The organism is Nocardiopsis alba, assembly GCF_000710955.1.
Taxonomy (GTDB): Bacteria; Actinomycetota; Actinomycetes; order Streptosporangiales; family Streptosporangiaceae; genus Nocardiopsis; species Nocardiopsis alba.
This window is the reverse complement of sequence record NZ_BAZE01000017.1, coordinates 59,906-81,141: the sequence shown is the minus strand read 5'-3', so window position 1 is coordinate 81,141 and position 21,236 is coordinate 59,906. Positions and strand designations below refer to the sequence as shown.

General features: G+C 69.0%; 21 protein-coding genes and 1 tRNA gene. 10 read left to right on the top strand and 12 right to left on the bottom strand.

Annotated features, from left to right (window positions below; translation table 11 throughout):
- Window positions 1–121: 121 nt before the first annotated feature.
- From TR33_RS24540 to TR33_RS24505, 8 genes are all read right to left on the bottom strand, one after another.
- Window positions 122–376 (bottom strand): cell division protein CrgA, encoded by a 255-nt coding sequence (locus TR33_RS24540; RefSeq protein ID WP_014909918.1) that lies wholly within the window; start codon window positions 374–376, stop codon window positions 122–124.
- A gap of 165 nt (window positions 377–541) precedes the next feature.
- A complete protein-coding gene (gene pknB, locus TR33_RS24535; RefSeq protein ID WP_036568597.1) occupies window positions 542–2,350 on the bottom strand; it encodes a Stk1 family PASTA domain-containing Ser/Thr kinase in 1,809 nt (602 codons plus the stop codon).
- Window positions 2,351–2,457: 107 nt separating this feature from the next.
- Window positions 2,458–3,966: a serine/threonine-protein kinase gene (locus TR33_RS24530; RefSeq protein WP_026125293.1), complete on the bottom strand. Its 1,509-nt coding sequence runs from the start codon at window positions 3,964–3,966 to the stop codon at window positions 2,458–2,460.
- The gene (locus TR33_RS24525) at window positions 3,966–5,426 is read right to left on the bottom strand and encodes a peptidoglycan D,D-transpeptidase FtsI family protein (RefSeq protein ID WP_017536132.1); all 1,461 of its coding nucleotides are present in this window, start codon (window positions 5,424–5,426) and stop codon (window positions 3,966–3,968) included. Before TR33_RS24525 ends, TR33_RS24530 begins: the two co-directional genes overlap by 1 nt.
- Window positions 5,423–6,829, bottom strand: coding sequence for an FtsW/RodA/SpoVE family cell cycle protein (locus TR33_RS24520; RefSeq protein ID WP_017536133.1), 1,407 nt, complete (start codon window positions 6,827–6,829; stop codon window positions 5,423–5,425). Before TR33_RS24520 ends, TR33_RS24525 begins: the two co-directional genes overlap by 4 nt.
- 4 nt (window positions 6,830–6,833) lie before the next feature.
- On the bottom strand, window positions 6,834–8,183 hold the full coding sequence (locus TR33_RS24515) for a Stp1/IreP family PP2C-type Ser/Thr phosphatase (protein ID WP_017536134.1): 1,350 nt from the start codon (window positions 8,181–8,183) through the stop codon (window positions 6,834–6,836).
- Complete coding sequence (locus TR33_RS24510) at window positions 8,180–8,692, bottom strand: FHA domain-containing protein FhaB/FipA (RefSeq protein ID WP_014912863.1); 513 nt, start codon at window positions 8,690–8,692, stop codon at window positions 8,180–8,182. The genes TR33_RS24515 and TR33_RS24510 overlap by 4 nt, the downstream gene beginning before the upstream one ends.
- 296 nt (window positions 8,693–8,988) lie before the next feature.
- On the bottom strand, window positions 8,989–9,753 hold the full coding sequence (locus tag TR33_RS24505) for an FHA domain-containing protein (RefSeq protein ID WP_421648055.1): 765 nt from the start codon (window positions 9,751–9,753) through the stop codon (window positions 8,989–8,991).
- A gap of 229 nt (window positions 9,754–9,982) precedes the next feature.
- Here TR33_RS24505 and TR33_RS24500 point away from each other — a divergent pair.
- Together TR33_RS24500 and TR33_RS24495 are read left to right on the top strand one after the other, a co-directional pair.
- A tRNA-Leu gene (locus tag TR33_RS24500) sits at window positions 9,983–10,065 on the top strand.
- Window positions 10,066–10,393: 328 nt separating this feature from the next.
- Entirely contained in the window at window positions 10,394–11,005 is a 612-nt protein-coding gene (locus tag TR33_RS24495; RefSeq protein ID WP_014910743.1) for a TenA family protein, read from the top strand.
- A gap of 96 nt (window positions 11,006–11,101) precedes the next feature.
- Here the strand turns inward: TR33_RS24495 and TR33_RS24490 are convergent, their stop codons facing one another.
- The gene (locus TR33_RS24490; protein WP_042285769.1) at window positions 11,102–11,692 is read right to left on the bottom strand and encodes an SSI family serine proteinase inhibitor; all 591 of its coding nucleotides are present in this window, start codon (window positions 11,690–11,692) and stop codon (window positions 11,102–11,104) included.
- Between the two features lie 83 nt (window positions 11,693–11,775).
- On the opposite strand from TR33_RS24490, the gene TR33_RS24485 reads away from it, so the two are divergent.
- The 7 genes from TR33_RS24485 (at window position 11,776) to pheA (ending at window position 17,898) form a co-directional block, all read left to right on the top strand.
- Window positions 11,776–12,108 carry a rhodanese-like domain-containing protein gene (locus TR33_RS24485; RefSeq protein ID WP_017536137.1) on the top strand — a complete coding sequence of 111 codons (333 nt, stop codon included), beginning with the start codon at window positions 11,776–11,778 and terminating at the stop codon, window positions 12,106–12,108.
- A 67-nt stretch (window positions 12,109–12,175) separates the two neighbouring features.
- Complete coding sequence (locus tag TR33_RS24480; RefSeq protein WP_017536138.1) at window positions 12,176–14,098, top strand: PAS domain S-box protein; 1,923 nt, start codon at window positions 12,176–12,178, stop codon at window positions 14,096–14,098.
- 235 nt (window positions 14,099–14,333) lie between these two features.
- Window positions 14,334–14,912 carry an ATP-binding protein gene (locus tag TR33_RS24475; protein ID WP_017536139.1) on the top strand — a complete coding sequence of 193 codons (579 nt, stop codon included), beginning with the start codon at window positions 14,334–14,336 and terminating at the stop codon, window positions 14,910–14,912.
- Between the two features lie 130 nt (window positions 14,913–15,042).
- Window positions 15,043–15,399, top strand: a complete 357-nt coding sequence (locus TR33_RS24470; protein WP_199806191.1) for an STAS domain-containing protein — start codon at window positions 15,043–15,045, stop codon at window positions 15,397–15,399.
- A 5-nt stretch (window positions 15,400–15,404) separates the two neighbouring features.
- Complete coding sequence (locus TR33_RS24465; RefSeq protein ID WP_017536141.1) at window positions 15,405–16,256, top strand: glycosyltransferase; 852 nt, start codon at window positions 15,405–15,407, stop codon at window positions 16,254–16,256.
- Window positions 16,257–16,298: 42 nt separating this feature from the next.
- Window positions 16,299–16,913: a DUF4446 family protein gene (locus TR33_RS24460; protein ID WP_042285765.1), complete on the top strand. Its 615-nt coding sequence runs from the start codon at window positions 16,299–16,301 to the stop codon at window positions 16,911–16,913.
- A gap of 37 nt (window positions 16,914–16,950) precedes the next feature.
- The gene (pheA, locus tag TR33_RS24455) at window positions 16,951–17,898 is read left to right on the top strand and encodes a prephenate dehydratase (protein ID WP_014908585.1); all 948 of its coding nucleotides are present in this window, start codon (window positions 16,951–16,953) and stop codon (window positions 17,896–17,898) included.
- A 38-nt stretch (window positions 17,899–17,936) separates the two neighbouring features.
- Here pheA and TR33_RS27020 read toward each other — a convergent pair whose 3' ends face one another.
- Window positions 17,937–18,110 (bottom strand): hypothetical protein, encoded by a 174-nt coding sequence (locus TR33_RS27020; RefSeq protein ID WP_014913146.1) that lies wholly within the window; start codon window positions 18,108–18,110, stop codon window positions 17,937–17,939.
- 147 nt (window positions 18,111–18,257) lie between these two features.
- Between TR33_RS27020 and serS the strand changes: the two genes are divergently transcribed.
- The gene (gene serS, locus TR33_RS24450) at window positions 18,258–19,541 is read left to right on the top strand and encodes a serine--tRNA ligase (protein ID WP_014910424.1); all 1,284 of its coding nucleotides are present in this window, start codon (window positions 18,258–18,260) and stop codon (window positions 19,539–19,541) included.
- Window positions 19,542–19,638: 97 nt separating this feature from the next.
- Here serS and TR33_RS24445 read toward each other — a convergent pair whose 3' ends face one another.
- A complete protein-coding gene (locus TR33_RS24445; protein WP_017536143.1) occupies window positions 19,639–20,190 on the bottom strand; it encodes a bacterial proteasome activator family protein in 552 nt (183 codons plus the stop codon).
- A 33-nt stretch (window positions 20,191–20,223) separates the two neighbouring features.
- Entirely contained in the window at window positions 20,224–21,198 is a 975-nt protein-coding gene (locus TR33_RS24440) for an NAD(P)H-quinone oxidoreductase (RefSeq protein WP_017536144.1), read from the bottom strand.
- Between the last annotated feature and the right edge of the window lie 38 nt (window positions 21,199–21,236).

Genomic DNA, 21,236 nt, shown 5'->3' with positions numbered 1-21,236 from the left:
AACCTGTGGATAACTCTGTGGAAAACCTGATCAAGGCGGCTCGAACGGCCGAGTGGGGCGTCGGCGCCGTTATCGGGCCCGGGGGTGAACGGGGGACATCACGCCCACGGGAGGACCGGGGTCAGTGCCAGCGCGTCGACAGAATGACGGCGATGATGATGCCACTGAAGCCGATCAGCAGGTTCCAGTTGTGCCAGTCCTGCATGTACGGGACCGAGGCGCCGGCGAGGTAGTACACGCCGATCCAGAGGATGCCCAGGATGAAGAAGCCCAGCATCGTCGGCACCAGCCAGCGTGGGCTGACCTTCGGCTGCTCTTTGGAAGGAGGCGGCGTGTAGACGGCCTTCTTCTTGCGATCGTTGCGGGACTTGGGCACGGTCGCTGCTCCAGGATGTGGGGCGGTTCGGAATCACCACAGTGTACGCCCCGGGCGCCCCGGGCGTCACCGCCGGCAGGTCCCGAAACCCCAACGGTCCCACCCGGAACGTGAGAGGGGGCCGTGCCCCTTCGGACACGGCCCCCTCTCACACTGCTCCGGGTCTCATCGACGGCCGAGGACGAACCCGTTCTCCTCCGGCTGATCGGTCTCCCAGGGCGGAGGCGGGAACTCGATCGGCGGACTGTCCGTCTCGCTGGGCTCGTCCGGCTCGTCGGGCTCGGTCGGCTCCTCCTCGGCGGGGGCGACGGCGATCGTCACCGTCACGGTGGTGCCCACGTCCACGCTCTGCTGGGCGGCGTGGGACTGGTTGACGACGGTGTCCTCCGGGGCGTCCGCGGTCTCCTGCTCCTGGAAGTCCGCGACCAGGTTCGCCTGGTCCAGGGCGTTCTGCGCCTGCTCCCGGGTCATCCCCTGAAGGTCCGGCACGCTCGTCTGGTCGGGGCCGGAGGAGATGTGCAGGGTGATCTCCGTGTCCGGGGAGACCTCGTTGCCCGCCGGGGGGTCCGTACCGATCGCGCTGCCCTGGGCGATGGTGTCGTCGGCCCGGGAATCGGTGGTGACGTTCTCGAAGCCCTGATCGCTCAGAGTGGACCGGGCCTCCGACTCGGTCTGCCCCTCCACGCTCGGGATCTCGATCGCCCCGGGCCCGGAGGAGAGCACGATGACGACCTCCTCGTCGACGGGGGCCTCCGTGCCCGCCGTGGGGTCGGTCTCGATGGCCGTGCCCTCGTCGATCTCGTCGTCGGCCCGGGTATCGGTGCCGATGTTCTCGAAACCCTCATCGCGGAGCGCGGCCTCGGCGTCCTCCTGGGACATGCCGGCCACGTCGGGGACGGTGGCCTGTTCGGCCGTATCACCGCTCCGGTTGAGGAGGAAGAAGACCAGGATCAGGGAGCCGATGACGCCCAGGGCGAGCAGGACCCACAGGGCCGTCTTGCCCGCGTTGCCCTTCTTCTCGTCCCGGTAGTCGTCGTCGTAGTCGTCGTAATCGTCGTAGCGGTCGTCCCCCGCGGGCGGCATCGCCGTGGTGGCCCCCGCCGCGGCCATCGCCATGGTGCCCGCCTGGGTGGGCATCCCGGCCAGACCGCGCTGGATGTCGGCGCGCATCTCCGCGGCGTTCTGGTACCGCTCCTCACGGTCCTTGGTCATCGCGCGGAGGGTGACGTCCTCCAGCCACTCCGGGATCTGCGGATCCACCTCGGAGGGCGGGATCGGATCCTCACGGACGTGCTGGTAGGCGATGGACACGGGGGAGTCGCCGGTGAACGGGGGGCGCCCGGTGAGCAGCTCGTAGAGCACGCAACCGGTGGAGTAGATGTCGCTGCGAGGGTCCACGCGTTCGCCGCGCGCCTGCTCGGGAGAGAGGTACTGCGCGGTGCCGATGACCTGGGAGGTCTGGGTCATCGTCGCCTGGTCGTCGCCCATGGAGCGGGCGATACCGAAGTCCATCACCTTGACCTCGGCGTTGCGGGTCAACATGACGTTCGCGGGCTTGATGTCCCGGTGCACGATGCCGTTGTCGTGGCTGTACTCGAGAGCCTTGAGGATGCCGTCGACCAGCTCCGCCGAACGCTCCGGCACGAGCTTGCGGTCGTCGTCGAGGAGTTCCTTGAGGGTGCGGCCGTCCACGTACTCCATGACGATGTACGGGATGGAGACCCCGTCGATCATGTCCTCGCCGGTGTCGTACACCGCGATGATCGCCGGGTGGTTCAGGGAGGCCGCGGACTGGGCCTCCCTTCGGAACCTCGCCTGGAAGATGTGGTCACGGGCCAGATCGTGTCGGAGCGTCTTGATCGCGACGAGTCGGTCGAGTCGCAGATCTCGTGCGCGGTGTACCTCGGCCATGCCGCCGCGCCCGACCACCGTGTCGAGTTCGTAGCGTCCGCCGAGGAGCCGGGGCTGGGACATGTCGTGCACTAATCCTCGTGTCTTTCGGAGACCGCCCGCAGGCCGCCGCCTATCCTGAGCGTCTCTCGATCATCGCTTGGTCATCGGTCCGTGTCTCGTGCTGAAAGCTAGTTCCCTTCGTGCCCCGGCGGGTTGTCCACGCCACCGCCACCGCCGCCACCGCCGCCGGATCCGTCTTCTCCGCCGCCGTTGTCGCCGCCGTTGTCCGGGGGAGGATCCGTGTTGTCCCCACCGTCGGGGTTCTCGGTCTCGGGGACGTCGTCCTCGCCGTCGTCCTCGGGCTGAGTGGGTTCCTCGTCGCCCTCACCGGTGTCAGGGCCCTCGGAACCTCCCCAATCGTGGGCCGGAGGGGTCCAATCGGGGAGATCGTTCTCCGGCACCGGGATATCCGGCTCCTCCGGCTCCTCGGGTTCCTCACTGGGTGTGGGGGAGGGGGAGGTCTCCGAGACCGCGGGCGGGTTGCTGTCGTTGACCTTGTCGGTCCCGGGGTCCCCGCCGAACACGAAACCGGCCGCGGCGGCCGCCACGATCATGACGGCCGCGACCACGGCCGCGAGCACGACCGGCGTCCTGATCCGGCGTTCGGACCCGGAACCTTTCGCCAGGGTAGCGGAATCACCGTTCTGATCAGCGGGTACGAAGGGCTGATCGGCGGTTCGTCGAGCCTGGGATCCGCTCCGCGGCCCGGTGTCCGGAACGGCCCCGACCACCCGGGTCTGCGCCATACCGGAGAAACCGGTGGACGGGGTGGGCGGTCCCGTCCCCGCGTCGGAGCGGATGACCGCGGCCAGATGCGCGACCTCGCCTGCGGAGGAGGGGCGGTTCTCGGGGTCCTTCTCCAACATGGAGAAGACCAGGTCGTCGATCTCGGCCGGGATGTCCTCGGGAAGCGACGGAGGTTCGTCGCGCGTGTGGGCCAGGGCCAGCGCCACCGGGCTGTCGCCGGTGAACGGAGGCTCTCCGGCGAGGCATTCGTAGGCCACCACGCCGAGCGCGTACAGGTCGGAGGCGGCGCTCGCGGGCCGCCCGGACGCCTGCTCGGGCGAGATGTACTGCGCCGTGCCCATCACCATGCCGGTCTGGGTGAGGGTGACGGACGTGTCCCCGCGGGCGATACCGAAGTCGGTCAGCTTGAGCTGCCCCTCCTCGGTCACCAGCAGGTTGCCCGGTTTGATGTCCCGGTGCACCACGCCGCGGGCGTGCGCGGCGGCCAGTGCCTTGGCCGCCTGGCACACGAAGTCCAGGGTCTGGTCGGGGCTCAGCCTTCCCTGCTCGCGCAGGACCTGGGAGAGGGGGTCGCTGACCACCAGCTCCATGATCAGGAAGGCACGGCCGTCCTCCTCGCCGTAGTCGTAGACCTGGGCGATGCCGGGGTGGGAGAGACCGGCGGTGATCCGGCCCTCGGTTCGGAAGCGCTCGCGCGCGGTCGGTTCGGCCATCTGGGCCGGGTGGAGCAGCTTCACCGCGACGGAGCGGTTGAGCAGTGTGTCGGTCGCCCGCCACACGGTCCCCATACCGCCGGAGCCGATCTGCTCCTCCAGGCGGTAACGATCGCTCAGAACGGTCCCGGTGAGTCCACCGGGACCGCTCTGTGAAGACGGTTCGTAGGCGCTCACTACAGAACCACTGCCTCCATCATGTTCCGCGCGATCGGCGCGGCCAGGGACCCACCGCTGCCGCCGCCGTGCTCGATCACGACGGCGACCGCGACCTGTGGGTCGTCGGCCGGGGCGAACCCGATGAACCAGTTGTGGGTGCCCATCTCGCCACCGGTCTCGGCGGTACCGGTCTTACCGGCGACGTCGATACCGGAGATCGCGCCGTTGGGTCCGGAGCCGTCCGGCCCGGTGACCCGGACCATCATGTCGGTCAGGTCGGAGGCGGTGCTGGCGCTCATGGCCTGGGAGTAGACCTCGGGCGTGGTCTGGGTGACGACGGAACGGTCGGCGTCGCGGACCGAGTCCACCAGGTAGGGCCGCATGACCTCGCCGGAGTTGGCCACTCCGGCGGCGACCATCGCCATCTGGAGCGGGGTCGCCTCCACGTTGGACTGGCCGATGCCGGCGCGTCCCAGGATGTTGCGGTCGTCCTCGGGCGGGGCGAGGCTCGGCGTCACGCCCATCGGGACGGTCAGCCTCTCCTCTTCCTTCTCACGGTTGAACCCGAACGCCGTGGCCTGCTCGGACAGGTTCTTTCCGCCCACCTCGATCGCCCAGTTGGCGAACGAGGTGTTGCAGGAGATCTGGATCGAGTGGGCCAGGGTGTCGGGGTCGCCGCCGTTGCAGGTACCGCCCGGGGTGGCGTTGGGCAGCGGGTGCCCCAGCTCCAGGGTGTCCGGAGCGTCCATGGTGCTGTCCGGGCCGGCGTCCAGGTACTCCATGGCCGCCGTGGCGGTCACGATCTTGAACGTCGAGCCCGGGGGGTAACGCTCGTTGAGGGCGCGGTTGAGCAGCGGCTGGTCGGGTTCGACCTCCAACGCGCCGTAGTTCTCGATGGCCTCGGTCTGGTCGGTGATGCTCACGACGTCGTTGGCGTCGTAGGAGGGGTAGGACACCGCGCCGAGGATCGCCCCTGTGGAGGGGTCGATGGCGACGGCGGCGCCGTTCATGCCCAGGTCCTTGAAACCGTTGAAGCCCGCCTGCTGTACGGCGGGGTCGATGGTCAGCTCGACTCGGGCGCCCTCCGGTTCGCTGCCGGTGATCATGTCGCGGAAGTTGCGCACCGCCAGCCGGTCGTCACTGCCGTCCAGCAGGCTGTTCTCGGTGTCCTCGATACCGGAGGCACCGTAGCTGCGGAAGGAGCCCACCACCGGGGTGTAGAGCGTTCCGTCGGTGTACATCCGCTGGTAGCGGGCCGGGTCGCCCTCGTCGGCGATGTTCTCCGAGTAGGCGACGTTCTCCCCGCCGATGACGATCGGGCCGCGCGGCTCGGTGAGCCGTTCGGAGTACTGCCGTCGGTTCAGCGGGTCCTCTCGGATGGCGTCGGCCTGGAAGCCCTGGATCCAGGTGAGCTGGAGCATCAGGGCACCGAACAGGAGCATCGAGAAGACGCTGAGGCGTCGGATGGGTGTGTTCATCGTCGGATCACCTGTGTGGCCCCCTCGTCCTGGATCGCCTGGGGGGCGGGGCGGCGCGCGTTGTCGCTCATCCGGAGCAGCAGTCCGATCATCAACCAGCTGGCCATGAGGGCGGAACCGCCCGCGGCCAGGAAGGGTGTGGTCATACCGGTCAGCGGGATGATCCGGGTCAGGCCGCCGAGCACCACGAACACCTGGAAGCACATGACGAAGGCGATGCCGCTCGCGAGCATCTTGATGAAGAGCTCGCGGGAGGCCAGAGCCACGCGCATCCCTCGCTGCACGAGGAGGAAGACCACGATCAGGATGACCATGACGCCGGTCAGCCCGAGGTCCTCGGCCAACGAGGCGAAGATGAAGTCGCTGTCCGCGGCGAAGATGTGGTGCGCCTGGCCGCCGCCGAAGCCGGTGCCGAACAGGCCGCCGTAGGCCATGCCGATGAGCCCCTTGACGAGCTGTTCGCTGCCGCCGAGCCGTTCGTAGACCTCGGGGTCGAAGGCGTTGAACCAGATGTCCACGCGCTGGCGGAAGTGCCAGAAGATCTGCATCGCCAGGGCGGCCGCGCCGATGAACACGGTGAGGCCGATGATGACCCACGAGGATCGTTGGGTGGCCACGTACAGCATCGCGAGGAAGGTGCCGAACAGCAGCAGCGAGGTACCGAGGTCCTTGGTGATGACCAGCAGACCGATCGCGATGACCCAGCCGACGACCATCGGCATGAAGTCACGGGCACGCGGCAGGTCCAGGATCTTGAACCGGCCGACCTTGATCGACTTGGCGGCCAGCGACAGGACCTGGCGTTTGGTGACCAGATACGAGGACAGGAAGATCACCAGGGCGATCTTCGCGAACTCGGACGGTTGCATGGTGAAACCGCCGAAGCCGATCCACCGGCGGGCGCCGTACTCGTTGATGCCCAGACCCGGCACCATCGGCAGTGCGATCAGGATGATCGCGACCAGGGCGCTGATGTAGGTGTAGCGCTGGAGCACCCGCGGTTCCTTCAGGAAGAACAGCAGGGCGATGCAGAAGATCATGCCCACAGCGGTCCACACGAGCTGCATGCCGATGCCGGCGTGCTCGATCTCGCCGGACTCGGCGGCGTCCAGTCGCCAGATCATGGCCACGCCGACCCCGTTGAGGAACAGCGCGCAGGGCAGGATCAGCGGGTCGGCGTACGGGGCGATGAAGCGCAGCGCCACGTGGGTCGCCAGGGCCAGGGCGCCGAAGATGAGGCCGTAGCCCCACATGGCTCCCGGGATCTGGTTGTTGAGGTTCAACCCGGCGATCGCGATCGCGCCCATGGTGATGAGGATGGTGAGCCCGACCAGCACCAGTTCGGCGTTGCGCCGTTTGACCGGTGGTAGGGCGGTGGGTGCCTCAGGGGCGGTGGTGCTCACAGGGTCACCCCGATTCCTGGGTCTCGGTCCCCCGACCGGAGCCGTCCGCGTCCTTCTCCAGATCGGAGATCAGGGTTCGTGCCGCTTCGAGGTTCTCGACGTCGATGTTGGCCTCGACGCCCTGACGGTCGGTCGGGGCGAGGGAGTCCACGCCGAGGTCGGTCTTCTCGACCTCTTCGGAGAGGCTGATCCCGGCGATGTCGGTGTCGACGCCCTGGTAGATGCTGACGGTCCGGCCGTCGGAGGACAGACCCACGTAGTACTGGTCCTCGACGTATTGACGGCCGAAGTAGTAGCCGCCGCCGGCGATCGCGCCGACCACGATGACGAAGACGAGCACGATCGGCCACCAACTCCGGGACCGGTACTCCTGCTCGCCGTCCGCGTTCGGGCCGCCGGCGGGCGGGGCCTCGTAGGGACGTTCCTCGTACGAGGAGGGGGCGGCGCCCGCGGGCGCCGGGATCTCCTCCCGGATCGGGTTCATCTCGGCGGTGTCGCCGCCGCCGGCGCCGCGCAGTTCCTGCGCCCGTCTGGCCGGGCTGGTCTCGTTGGGGCCGGTGGACTCGTCACGCTGGTCCGCGGCGCCGACCGTCTGCGGAGCGGCGGTGGGCCCCTCCTGGTCGGTGTCGGTCTCGATGACGTCCGCGATCACCGCGGTGATGTTGTCCGGTCCGCCGCCGCGGATGGCCAGCTCGATCAGCTTCTTGGCCGCCGCGCGAGGGTCGCTCTCGGCGGCCAGGGTCTCGTGGATGGTCTTCTTGCTGACCACACCGGAGAGCCCGTCCGAGCAGAGCAGGTACCGGTCGCCGACCTTCGCCCGACTGATGGAGATGTCCGGGTCGACCGGGGTCTTGCCGTCCAGGGCGCGCAGGATCAGGGACCGCTGCGGGTGGGTGGCGACCTCCTCCTCGGTGATCTTGCCCTCGTCGACGAGGGTCTGCACCAGGGTGTGGTCGTGGGTGATCTGCTCGAACCGGGAGCCGCGCAGCAGGTAGGCGCGCGAGTCGCCGATGTGGATCAGGGCGACCTGGGAGCCCGACCACAGCATGGCGGTCAGGGTGGTGCCCATGTTCTCCAGCTGGGGCTCCTGCCGGATGCGGATGGCGAGGGAGTCGTTGGCCTGCTCGACGGCGCGTTGCAGGACCTCGGCCATCTCCTCGGCCCGTGGGTCGTCCGGGGTGTCCAGGCTGCGGATCGACGAGATCGCGATGGAGCTGGCCACCTCGCCGCCCGCGTAACCGCCCATACCGTCGGCCACCGCGAGGAGGTGTTGGCCGGCGTAACCGGAGTCTTCGTTGCCTTCGCGGAGGCATCCTACGTCGGAGTACGCCGCGTATCGGAGAGCGATTGTCATTTGCGCAGTTCCAGGACGGTTTTGCCGATACGGATGGGCTGACCCACCGTGATGGGCTGGGGGCGGTTCAGCTTCTGCTGGCCGAGGTAGGTGCCGTTCGTGGAGTTGAGATCCTCGACGAACCAGCGGCCGTTTTCGGAGTAGACGCGTGCGTGCCGACCCGAGGCGTAGTCATCGGTGATGACCAGGGTCGAGTCGGGGGCGCGTCCGATCAGGATGGGTTGGGAGGCCAGGTCGACCGTGGTGCCCGCCAGGGATCCCTGTGTCACGGCCAGGACCGTGGGCTCGTTACGACGTGCGCGCTGCGGCCGGGCCTGCGACGATGACGATGACGCCGCGACGGGCCTGCGCTGAGGAGGCCGAATGGAGGGCCTGGGTTTCTTCTTCCTGGACTTCCTCTTCGACTGGCCGAAGAGGTCCGTGCGAATGACACCGACCGCCATGAGGACGAACAGCCAAAGCACCGCGAGATACGCGATCTTGATCAATATGAGGGTCAAGTTGGACATCGAACTGCTCTTCAGCCCCTGTCGTGCTTCGGCCGGGGTGGCGGTCATCGGCGCCGCCACCATGTCTGCCCCACCTTCGGTCGGTGAGTCCGGGTCGCTGGTCCACGGCCCAGCCGGCCGCGGTCATTGTGCCCGATCGGTCGGGTCTTCGCGGAGACTACCCTCCCGGTCGGTGTTCCGATACGACTCGGTATCGGGACCGACCCGGTCATCGAACACTCAGACGCCGATTCGGCGCCGTTGGTTGCGGTCCGGAAGGGCCGGATCGTCATCCCTTAGGGGGATCGGGGAGACGATCAGTCGCGACGGAAGGTCATGGTGGTGCGGCCCAGGCTGATACGGGTGCCGTCCACCAGCCGGGCCTGCCTGACCTGCTGTCCGTTGACGAAGGTCCCGTTGGTGGACCCCTTGTCCTCCAGGATGACCTCGTCGCCGTCCACGCGGATCTCCACGTGGTGGCGGGAGACGCCGTTGTCCACCAGACGAAGGTCACAGTCGGTGCCGCGGCCCAGGAGGGTGACCGGGGTGGTCAGCTCGAAGGACTGCTGCATCCCCTGGCTCGCGATGTTGCCCTCGGCGGTCGCGCCGCCGGGGGAGATGAGGAGACGGGGGCGGCCCGTCTGCTGCGGCCCCGAACCCTGTCCCGGGTCGCCCACGGGCTGGCGGAGCTCTCCGCCCTCCACGAGGCTGCCCCGGACCACGCCGGAGCGGATGCGGAAGCGGCCCGTCTTCAGGCCGTCGTCCGAACGGAACTGTACGCGGACCGGGCCGACGAACGAGTAGCCCTGCTCCGTCGCGTAGTCCCGCGCCAACTTGGACAGTTCCTGCCCCAGGCTGTCGGCGTAGACCTCCAGGCGTTCCTTGTCGCTGGCCGAGAGTTCGACGATGAAGTCGTTCGGGACCAGTGTGCGGCCCTGGGCGACGATCGCGGCCCGCTCGTCCATCTCCCGCTGGACCGCGCTCGCGACCTCGACCGGCTGGAGCTCCGACTTGAAGGCCATCGCGAAGGTGCCTTCGATCATGCCCTCGAGCCTGCGCTCGAAGCGTTGGAGCACTCCCACGAGGTACCTCCCTTTCGTACTCCACTCCGTATGTGTAGACGATCGTAACCGGGCCGGGGTGCCCCTGGTTTCAGGTGCACCCCCGGGACGGGCCCGGAGGAGTGTGATCGGGGCCGTCCGCAAACGGTGTGCGAGGCACCTCCAGACCGTGCTAATCTTCTTCATGTCGCCAGGGCGAAGCGGGGAAAACCGGCTCCGAACTGGCATCATAATCGAATACATGTCACTCGGGCGGGTGGCGGAACGGTAGACGCGCACGGTTCAGGTCCGTGTGTCCGAAAGGATGTGAGGGTTCAAATCCCTCCTCGCCCACAAGTTCACGGGACGACCCCGTCGGTAGGCTCAGGCCTCCGGCGGGGTCGTTCTTCGTTTCCTCCGGGGTTCGTGGGTCGAGGGGGCCTCATCGGCCCTCCCCGGGGAGAGAGGCTTCGGGGAGGCGCCGGCTCCCCTGGTTTCGGGGTGACCGTAATACCGGGCAAGCGCGATCAACGATCTTGGATCGTTAGGTTCGCGGCAAGCCGCCTTCGCGGGTCGGAACCGAACACGGGGCACATGTCGGGCGTCGAGGGCCCGGTCGTCCGGTGGGGGTGAGGCCGGGGTGCTCATTCGGACGAAAAGCGTGTGATGAGACACTTCGGGCGTGGGTATCACCGAACGACTTCATGAGATCGGGCGGCCGCTGGTCGCCGAACAACTCGCGCACCCGACGGTCGCCGGCATCTCCCGAGGCGACCTCGACGAGCGCGCCTTCCGCTACTGGCTGGAGCAGGACCACCTCTACCTGCTCGACTACGCGAGGGCCTTCTCCCGTCTGGCCTGGCAGGCCCCCGACGACCATCTGGCCGACCTGGTCGGCATCGCGCACAGCACCCTCACCGAGGAACTCGAACTGCACCGCTCCCTGTCCGGGGAGTTCGGCGCGGACCTGACCACCAAGGAGAAGGGGCCCGCCTGCGAGGCCTACACCTCGTGGCTCCTGGAGGCCGCCGCCGACTACCGGGACGGGCTCGCCGCCGTCTACCCCTGCATGTGGGGGTACAACACCCTGGGGCGGGAACTGGCCCGCGACCGTCCGGAGGACCCCAGGTACGCCCGCTGGGTCGATACCTACAACGACCCCGGCTTCACCGAGCTCACCGAGAGGTACGGGCGCATGCTGGAGGAGTCCGGAGCCGACCCGGAAAGGGCCGAGCGCTTCTTCCTGGAGGGGATGCGTCACGAGATCGCCTTCTGGAACACCCCCTACACCTGATCTCCATCGGAATCACGGGCGAGCGCCCTCACTCCGGCCCCGGCCCCCGGACACGTTCTCTCCGTTCGGGGCCGGAGCGGGCGCGCCGCGGCCGGCTCAGGGAGCGATCACGGCCTCGACGTCGGAGAAGCGCTCGATCTCGCATCCGTTGTGCCTGTTGAACTCGGTGTCGATCTCGGTGCCCCCGACGTGACCGGTGACCCGGGCCGCCTCGGGGCCGCCGACCTGCATCGTGCAGGCCATGCCGTCGGTCTCCATGACGAAGGGCTCGGAGCCGAGTTCGTCGATCTCGGCGCAGGCGGCCTCGGGGTCGGGGTGGTCGCCGCCGGTCGGGGAACAGGTGAGGGTCCAGGTACCCTCCTGGAAGTCTTCGGAGGGGGGCAGGCCGTCCTCGTCGGCCACGAAGGCCTCGATCACGAGCTCCACCTCGGCGTCGCCGTTCCCACCGTCTTCGGAGGTTCCGGAATCGTCGGTGTCGTCGGAGTCGTTCTCCTCGGAGGTGCCGTCCGTGGGATCGGTCTCCTCCGAGGGGTCGGTCTCGGGTGCGGTCTCCTGAGGGGCTTCGGCGTCGGGCCCTGAGGATCCCACCTCGGTGGCGTCGTTGCCGCAGGCCGTGAGTAGCAGGCCTAGGGCCGCGAGCGCGGCGAGGCGGGTCGGCAGGGCCGTTCCGAAGTTGTGCTCACGCATACTGCTTGGACGGGGCGCGCGAACCCGGGGTTCCGTCGTCCTCTCACTTTTTCAGTACACACCCGATGCAGGGGGTCACCACCATGTCCGATGGTCAGGTAGCCGAGGTTCTCGTGAACGAGATTCCGGAGGGCGCCTATCTTCTCGACGTCCGCGAGCCCGCCGAGTGGAGCGCCGGGCACGCCCCGGACGCCGTGCACATCCCGCTGGGAACGCTGGGGGAGCGCGCGGCGGAGGTCCCCCAGGACCGGAAGGTCTACGTGGTGTGCCGTTCGGGCGGGCGTTCCGCTCAGGCCACGATGGCGCTCGGCCAGGCCGGCTGGGACGCGGTCAACGTCGCGGGCGGTATGCGCGCCTGGGAGGCGGCGGGGTTCGACATGAAGGCCGACTCGGACGCCGAGCCGACGGTCCTCTGAGACTCGAATCTGGACGGATTACGCAAAGGCCTGCCACTCGGGGGCTCCCGGGTGGCACTATGACGTCGTGAGTTCCGAGCGCGCGCCCCTCAGCGCCGAAGCCATGCTCGCCTCCTCAGCGGACGCGGTGATCGGCATCGACGGCGAGCTCCGAGTCACCTTCTGGAATCCGGCGGCGGAACGGATGTTCGGCTGGTCCGCGGACGAGGTGCTCGGTGGCGAGCTGCCGATCATCCCGCAAGAGCTGAGACCCGAGTACGGCGCGGTGCTCGAACAGGTGCGCGCGGGCACCCCGTTGACCATCTTCACCCGTCGTCTGCGCAGGGACGGGACCGCTCTCGACGTGCGGGTCAGCACCGGCTGCGTGCACGACGATCGAGGGCGGCACAACGGCTGGGTCCTGGTCCTCTACCCGCGGGAGAAGGAGGCCCAGGCGCAGGCCTCCGCGATGGAGCGGGCCCGACTGGTGCGCAGGCTCACGGACGTCGTGGCCGACATCAACACCGACCTCAGTCTCAAATCGGTCCTGGACCGGATCATCAGCAGCCTGACCGAGCTCACCGGCGCCGACGCGGGCGGTTTCGTCCTGTTGGACGAGAACCGGGTGCGGCTGGTGAGCCTCACGCACCTGTCCGACGAGTTGTACGGGGTGAGCGCACCGCTGGAGACCAGCCTGTTCGGTGAATTGCTGCGCAGCGGCAAGTCCGTGCTGTTGGCCAACAGCGACACCCGCAGCCTGGAGGATCTGGTCTGGGCCGACCTGCCCGGGCTGCACACCATCGCCCTGTGCGTCTCCAACGCCCAAGGACGCCCTTACGGGGCCCTGTACGCGCTGTACAGCCGGCGCAGGGTCGGCCACGTGGAGCTGGAGCTCCTGGAGTTGTTGGCCGAGCACGCCGGTGTGGCCATAGGCAACGCCATGGCCTACGAGGAGCTCAAGCTGCAACGGGCCCGAGAGCGGGCGGTGGCCGACTCCAGCGCCGACGGGATCGCCGTACTCGACTTCAGTGGCAAGGTCCGCAAGTGGAACCGCTCTGCCGCGGAGTTGACCGGTTACTCCTTCGAGGAGGTGGAGGGCAAGCATCCTCCCTTCCCGATCCCCGCCGCGCACGGAGAGCCCGTCAAGCACAAGAACGACGGAGGGCGTTGGCTGGAGATCCTCATGGCGCGGATCCCCAGCACCGACGAGTGGGTGGTGGACTTCCGGGACATCACGGCGCAGAAGGCGTTGGAGGAGGAACGGGAGTTCTTCCTGGCCAGCACCGGTCATGAGCTGCGGACCCCGGTCACCGTGATCCAGGGGTACGCGGCGATGCTCTCGCGAAAGGGAGAGCGGTTGGGTCCGGCCGGGCGCCAAGAGGCCAGCGAGATCATCCTGGATCGTGCCCGGGCCCTGGCCAAACTGGTGGAACGCCTGCGCCTGGGGTCGGACGTGGCCAGCGGTGAGATGACCCTGGACCGGGTCCCCTTCGACCTCGCGGAGCTGCTGGGCCAGTCGGTGGCGGCCTTCCGCCCGCTGGCCGAGCGGCAGGAGTTGGTGCTGGACTCGGAGGGGCCGCTGTGGACGGTGGGGGACCCGCTGGTCACCGGCATGGTCATGGATCAACTGCTGGAGAACTCGTTGAAGTTCTCGCCCGACGGCGGCGAGGTACGGGTCACGGTGGAGGAGGACGGGGAGGACTCTCTCACGATCCACGTTCAGGACGAGGGGGTGGGGATCGACCCGGGAGACGAGGAACGGATCTTCGAGCGCTTCTTCCAGAGCGGTGAGCGTGGTGACCGTCGAGGCTACGGCGGCCTGGGGATCGGCCTGTACATCGTGCGCCAACTCGTCCGGGAACAAGGTGGGGAGGTGACCGCTCATCGGTTGGAGCGGGGGACCCGGATGCGGATCACCCTGCCCAGACACCGCGGCGAGGAGGTCGAGTTCGGGGTGGGTCCGGAGGATACGTCCGTGCGAGGGAGGGTTCCGGGGCCTTCATCCGCGTGAGCGTAGTGCCAGGTCGTTCGTACCGGACGGAGTGCAAAAAAACCTGAAAGTTCCTCGAAGCCCTGTGGCGCCGATGATGTAAGCGCCGGTGAGAGGGGGTGTCAGGGGGGTTTCACCTCGGCGTTGGTTTCCTCCCCGGGTGATCGGGGCATTTCCACCCCTGGCGGAATTCGCCGTCATACAACGGACGGGTTCCGGGCCAGCCGATAAGTACGATCGCGCAGGGACGAAAGCCGTGTCAGGAGACCACACCCCACTCGACAACGGGGACCCCGGGAACCCGCGGAAGGTCGAGCGGAGCGTCGCTCTTCCCTACGCCGCCGAGAGCGTCACCGAGGCCAGACGAGGGTTGTGCGCCGACCTGCGCGCCCTGGAGGTCGGCGACGAACGGATCGGTGACGCGGCGCTGATCCTCAGCGAACTGGTCAGCAACGCCCTCAGACACGCCGGACCCCTACCGGACGACACCGTCGGGGTGGCCTGGCGGATCGAGATGGGCGGCGAGGCCGGTGGACGGTTGGAGATCGCGGTCCGTGACGGTGGATCGAGCAGCATGCCGCGGGTGGCCCGTCCTTCGATCTCCGGTCTGGGCGGCCGCGGGCTGAGCATCGTGCAGACCCTGGCCGGGCGTTGGGGCACCGAGATGGAGCCCACCACCACGACGGTCTGGGCGCTCGTGGACCTGGCCGTCGACGAACCCCCCGTGGCGGACGACGCCGCCGATACCGGCATGTCGTTCCCCTCGACGGGCGGGGAGGGGGCCGTGGAGTTCGGCCTCGACCCCCGAGAGCCGGTCCGCGGCCTTCTGCTGTAGTCGCGGACGACGGGGAGGCTCCGACCTTTCGGGAGGGTCCCCCACGCTCCGGGCGGAGGAACGTGACCGATGGAGCGAAACACCGTCGACGAGGTGGCCCGGCCCTGGTCTGGACGCTACAGTCACGACTGTGGAGTTGAAGATATCAAGCCGGTCTCAGGATGACGTCGCGGTGGTAACCGTGGGCGGCGAGATCGACCTGTACACGGCACCCCAATTGCGCAACGAGCTCGTCGATTCCCTGGAGGACGGGGCACGGCGGCTGGTCATCGACATGTCGCGGACGGAGTTCTGCGACTCGACCGGGATCAGCGTCCTGCTCTCCGCGATGAAGCGCTCTCGTGACAAGGGCGGTGATCTGGAACTCGTGGCCCCCAAGCCGGCGGTCATGAAGGTCCTGGAGGTCACCGGGCTCCACGAGGTCTTCACCATCCACGCCGATCTCGACGCCTCCCCGATGACCGCGGGGACCGGCGGGACCGAGTAACGCCGATGGCACCCGAGGACCGGAGCCGGCCCGCCGGGCCGGCCGATGCCGGGGTCGCCGTGGTGATCCCCGCCAAGGACGAGGCCGACCGCATCGCCGCCACGGTGACGGCCGCACGTGGACTTCCCGCCGTGGACCTCGTCGTCGTCGTCGACGACGGATCCTCGGACCGGACCGTCGAGATCGCCCTGGACTCGGGCGCCCGGGTGCTCCGGCACAGCCGCAACCGGGGCAAGGGCGCGGCCATGGAGACCGGGGCCGAGGGGGTCCTCATGGTGGAGGAGCACGAGGCCGCCGCGGGGACCGTACGTCCCCCGCGCCACCTGCTCTTCCTCGACGCCGACCTCGCGGAGACCGCCAAGGACGCGGCCCCGCTGGTGCTTCCGGTCCTGGAGGGCACCGCGGACATGACCGTCGCGCTCTTCCCGGCCACCCGTCTGCGCCTGGGCGGCCACGGTTTCGTGGTCCGTCTGGCCAGGGACGGGGTGCGCAAGGCCACCGGCTGGGAGCCCGAACAGCCCTTGAACGGTCAGCGATGCCTGAAGCGGGCGGCCTTCGAAGCGGCCCGACCTCTCGCCCCGGGTTTCGGGGTGGAGACCGGCCTGAGCATCGACGTCCTGCGCGCGGGCTTTCGGGTGAAGGAGGTCGAGGTGCCCCTGGAACACCGGGCCACCGGGACCGACCTGCGGGCCCAGATGCACCGGGCGCGTCAGTTCGTCGACGTGGCGCGCGCCCTGGCCGCCCGAGACCTGGGGCCCGCGGTACGGCGGACCTGGGGCGACGCGGTCGACGGGGCCAGGGGTGGGGCTAAGGAAATGTCTCGAAAAATCGGGCAGATTGCTCGCAAAAAACGCTAGGAGTGACCACACGGACGCGATGCGTGGCGATACGCTCGCGCTGTGTTCACTACGTTCCTGGCCTTCATCGGTCTACTCATCGGACTGGGGGGACTCGCCCTCGGCGTGTACATGCTGCTCAGGATCCGTGTGCTCCAGGACGAGTACCGGCTCCTGGCCCGTCGGGCCCTGGCCGTCAACGCCTCCGGCACCGACCCGCGCGCCGTCCGCGACGTCGCCGTTCTGCACTACGACGCCCTGGAGGAGATGACCGGGGCCCGCTCCTTCTCCCTGGCCCTGCTCAACAGCCATGGGGACGGGGTGGTCGTCACCTCCATCAACGGGCGCACCGAATCGCGCACCTACGCCAAGACGGTGACCGAGGGGGAGTCCGAGTCCCTCCTCAGCCCCGAGGAGTACCGGGTGGTCCGCTCCGCGCGCCTGGGAGCCGGGGTCGGCGCCGCCCTCCCCGATCCCGGACCGCTCGAGGAGGAGACCGCCGGATCGGAGGAAGAGCCCTCGGTCACCCTGGTCTCGGTCCCCGGGCCGGAGGGGGAGACGACCGGCGGCGCGGGTACGGGGCCCGACATCGGCCTCGACACGGAGGAGATGACGGACATGGAGGAACCGGTCGAGCGGACCACCGCCCGTACGCCCGAACCACGATCCGAGAGCTGACCACCTCCGACCGCGCTTCCCGTATAGCCTGAACAGCATGCCCAACCGTTACGCCTACCTCGGCCCCGAGGGCACCTTCACCGAAGCCGCCCTGCGCGACCTGCGCCCCGACGCCACCGAAGACGACCGCGTCCCCTGTGACGGGGTGGCGGCGGTCTTCGACGCGGTCCGTTCCGGGGCGGTCGACGGTGGGGTGGTGCCGCTGGAGAACTCGGTCGAGGGAGGGGTCACCACCACGATCGCCGAACTCGTCAACGGCGAACCTCTGCTCATCACCGGCGAGACCGCCGTCCCGGTCGAGTTCGCGCTCTTCGCCCGTCCGGGCACCGTGCTGGAGGACGTCAAACGGGTGGCCACCCACCCCCACGCGCTCGCGCAGTGCCGGGGGTGGCTCTCACGCCGGCTCCCCAACGCCGACACGCACACCGTCTCCTCCACCGCGGCCGCCGCCCGCGCCGTGGCCGAGCCGGGTGCCGCCTACGACGCGGCGATCTGCGCCGTCATCGCCGGTGAACGCTACGGACTCCACGCCCTGGCCACGGGGATCGGCGACCGGGCCGACGCGGCCACCCGCTTCATCTACCTGTCACGGGGCGGCGCGCTGCCCGAACCCACCGGGGCCGACCTGACCTCCCTGGTCGCCTTCATCACCGACGACCACCCCGGCGCGCTCATCGAGGTCCTCAACCAGTTCGCCGTCCGCGGGGTCAACCTGACCCGGCTGGAGTCCCGGCCCACCGGCGACGGCCTGGGCAACTACTGCTTCTGCATCGACGCCGAGGGACACGTCGCCGACGCGCGCGTGGGCGAGGCGCTCATGGGGATCCGCCGCGTCTGTCGTGACGTCCGCTTCCTCGGCAGCTATCCGCGCCGGAGCCGAGGGACCGAACTCGACCCGCCGCTGCGCCCGCGCACCACCACCGACGCGGACTTCGCCGAGGCCGAGCGCTGGCTCGCCCGCGTCCGCGCCGGCGACATCGACTGAGGGCCCCGAGCGGGGCCCTCCCCCTCCCCACCGGGCCGTCAACCGGCCTCGGTGAGGTCGCCCACCTCCTCGAACACCCACTCCTCGGACGCGGCCCGGCGCAGCTCCAGGTACAGGGCCAGCCTCAACGCGGTGTCCTCGGAGTGCGCGTCGTCCAAGGCCTCCAGAGCCCCCGTGAGCTCTTCGATGTTCATCTCGCCGAGTGGTTTCACGACTGTCTCCCCACGGTCGCCGTGCCGTCGGGAGCCCCCGCTCCCGTTCGGCCCTTCCACATGGAGGACGAGGGCGGTGACCTTCCATGACGCGACTACGCGGAAAAGATGTGAACCCGGGTGAGGGCGGGCGGTAACCTGCAAGACGTGATCGACCTTCGCGCTCTTCGAGAAGACCCCGAACGACTCCGTGCATCGCAGCGTGCGCGCGGCGAGGACCCCGCCGTCGCGGACCGGCTGCTCGCCCTGGACGCCGACCGCCGTTCCGCGTTGACCAGGTTCGAGACCCTGCGGGCCGAACAGAAGAGTGTGGGCAAGTCCGTCTCCAAGGCCTCTCCCGAGGAACGGGAGGGGCTGCTGGCCAAGGCCAGGTCGCTGGCCGCCGAGGTCAAGGAGGCCGAGGCCGAGGCCGGGCGTCTGGGAGACGAGCTCGACGCCGTCCTGGCCCGGGTGCCCAACCTCGTCGAGGAAGGGGCTCCCGAGGGCGGGGTCGACGACTTCGTGGTCCTGGAGACCGTGGGCGAGCCCCGCGAGTTCGACTTCACCCCGCGCGACCACCTGGAGCTGGGCGAGATGCTCGGCGCCATCGACATGGAGCGCGGCGCCAAGGTCTCCGGAGCCCGCTTCTACTTCCTCACGGGCGTGGGCGCCCGCCTGGAACTGGCCCTGCTCAACATGGCGATGAACCAGGCCGTCGAGGCCGGGTTCACCCCCATGATCCCGCCGGTCCTGGTCAAGCCCGAGACCATGGAGGGCACCGGGTTCCTCGGCGAGCACTCCGACGAGGTCTACCGTCTTCCCGAGGACGACCTCTATCTCGTGGGCACCTCCGAGGTGGCCTTGGCCGGATACCACGGCGGGGAGATCCTGCCCGGCGAATCCATGCCCCGACGCTACATCGGCTGGTCGTCCTGCTTCCGTCGTGAGGCCGGCTCCTACGGCAAGGACACCCGCGGCATCATCCGCGTCCACCAGTTCAACAAGGTGGAGATGTTCGTCTACACCCACCCGGACCAGGCGCACGAGGAGCACGAGAGGCTCCTCGCCTGGGAGCGGCGGATGCTCGACAAGCTCGACCTGCCCTACCGCGTGGTGGACATCGCCGGCGGCGACCTCGGCACCAGCGCGGCCCGCAAGTACGACTGCGAGGCCTGGGTCCCCACCCAGGAGACCTACCGCGAGCTGACCTCGACCTCGAACTGCACCGAGTTCCAGGCCCGCCGGCTCAACGTCCGCTATCGGGACGAGGACGGCAAGCCCCGTTTCGCGGCGACCCTCAACGGCACGCTCGCCACCACCCGGTGGATCGTCGCCATCCTGGAGAACCACCAGCGCGAGGACGGCTCCGTGGTCGTCCCCGAGGCGCTCCGCCCCTACCTGGGCCTGGACGTGCTCGAACCGATCCAGGCGCCGCGTGGCAAGAAGAAGTGAACGTGACGTCCCGACGGCCGTGAGCCGTCCGAGACACGAGAGCGGGGTCCGACCGGACGGGTCGGGCCCCGCTCTCGTTCAGGTGCGCGGTGAAGGACTACAGGTAGGGGCCCGACCCCATGTGGGGGCGCCCCCGACCGTCCTCGCCCTCGGGCTCCTGTTGGGCCTGCAACCCGGCGACGCCGGGCGGAAGCGCCTTGCGCATGTTCTCCAGCTGGGCCCGGGCCGCCATCTGCTGGGCGAACAGCGTGGTCTGGATGCCGTGGAAGAGGCCCTCCAGCCAGCCCACCAGCTGGGCCTGGGCGATCCGTAGTTCGGCGTCACTGGGCGCCGACCCCTCGGCGAACGGCAGGGTGAGCCGTTCGAGCTCCTCGATGAGCTCGGGGGCCAGACCGTCCTCCAGCTCCTTGATCGAGGAGGTGTGGATCTCCTTCAGGCGGGCGCGGCTGGCCTCGTCGAGAGGGGCGGCCTTCACCTCGTCGAGGAGCTGGCGGATCATGCTGCCGATCCGCATCACCTTGGCGGGCTGCTCCACCATGTCGGCGAGCGAGCGCGGCTCGGCCGTGCCCTCGCCGTCCTCGTCCCCGTGCCCCGAATCAGAGTCCATCACCAGGACCCGGGGTTCCTTCTGGTCGTCTGCGTTGCTCATCGATCCCCTAGCTCTGCTGTGTTCGGCACGCTGTCAGCGGGTGAGAAGGATCTTGCCGGTGTGCGCGCTCGATTCCATGACACGATGTGCCTCCGCCGCGTCCTCCAAGGGCAGTGCGCGGTCGACGACGGGGCGGATGTCTCCTTTTTCTACCAACGGCCAGACCTGCTCCAGTACTCCCGAGACGATCGTGGCCTTCTCCGCCGCGGGGCGGGAACGCAGGGTGGTCGCCTGGACCGAGAGCCGTTTGACCAGCATGCGGCCCAGATCGAGTTCGGCGGTACGGCCGCCCATCAACCCGATGATCACCAGACGGCCGCCCGTGGTCAGCGATCGAAGATTCGCCCCGAGGTACGACCCGCCCATGATGTCGAGGACGAGATCGGCGCCGCCCTCGGCCCGCATGCGTTCGGAGAAGGATTCGTTCCGGTAGTCGATGGTGATCTCGGCGCCCAGCTCACGGCAGCGCTCCAGCTTCTCCGCGCTACCGGCGGTGACCGCCACCCGGGCCCCCAGAGCGCGCGCGAACTGGATCGCGAAGGTTCCGATGCCGCTACCGCCACCGTGGATCAGGATGGTCTCCCCGGCACGCAGCCGGCCGGCCATCACCAGGTTGGACCACACGGTGCAGGCGACCTCGGGAAGCGCGGCGGCCTCGACCGGGTCCATACCCTTCGGGATCGGAAGGAGCTGGCCGACCGGAACGGCCACCCGCTCCGCGTAGCCGCCCCCCGTCAACAGGGCGCAGACCCTGTCGCCGACGGCCCAGCCGGTCGTCTCGACCCCGGGGCCCGACCCTACGATGGTCCCCGAGCATTCCAGCCCCGGATACTCGGAGGCCCCGGGCGGTGGGGGATAGTTCCCCTGACGCTGGGACACGTCGGCACGGTTGACCGCCGTGGCCGCCACGTCCACCAGGACCTCACCCTCTCCGGGAACGGGATCGGGGACCTCTGACCAGGCCAGGACCTCGGGTCCGCCCGGTTCGATGATTCGGATCGCGTGCATGGGGCTGACAGTACCCAGGATCGGGGAGGATCACGTCG

Bases quoted from the DNA above. Each gene is read 5' to 3' on its own strand.
- pknB (WP_036568597.1), bottom strand. From the start codon at position 2,350: ATGTCCCAGCCCCGGCTCCTCGGCGGACGCTACGAACTCGACACGGTG.
- TR33_RS24525 (WP_017536132.1), bottom strand. From the start codon at position 5,426: ATGAACACACCCATCCGACGCCTCAGCGTCTTCTCGATGCTCCTGTTC.
- TR33_RS24515 (WP_017536134.1), bottom strand. From the start codon at position 8,183: ATGACAATCGCTCTCCGATACGCGGCGTACTCCGACGTAGGATGCCTC.
- TR33_RS24510 (WP_014912863.1), bottom strand. From the start codon at position 8,692: ATGTCCAACTTGACCCTCATATTGATCAAGATCGCGTATCTCGCGGTG.
- TR33_RS24490 (WP_042285769.1), bottom strand. From the start codon at position 11,692: ATGCGTGAGCACAACTTCGGAACGGCCCTGCCGACCCGCCTCGCCGCG.
- TR33_RS24485 (WP_017536137.1), top strand. From the start codon at position 11,776: ATGTCCGATGGTCAGGTAGCCGAGGTTCTCGTGAACGAGATTCCGGAG.
- TR33_RS24465 (WP_017536141.1), top strand. From the start codon at position 15,405: ATGGCACCCGAGGACCGGAGCCGGCCCGCCGGGCCGGCCGATGCCGGG.
- pheA (WP_014908585.1), top strand. From the start codon at position 16,951: ATGCCCAACCGTTACGCCTACCTCGGCCCCGAGGGCACCTTCACCGAA.
- TR33_RS24445 (WP_017536143.1), bottom strand. From the start codon at position 20,190: ATGAGCAACGCAGACGACCAGAAGGAACCCCGGGTCCTGGTGATGGAC.
- TR33_RS24440 (WP_017536144.1), bottom strand. From the start codon at position 21,198: ATGCACGCGATCCGAATCATCGAACCGGGCGGACCCGAGGTCCTGGCC.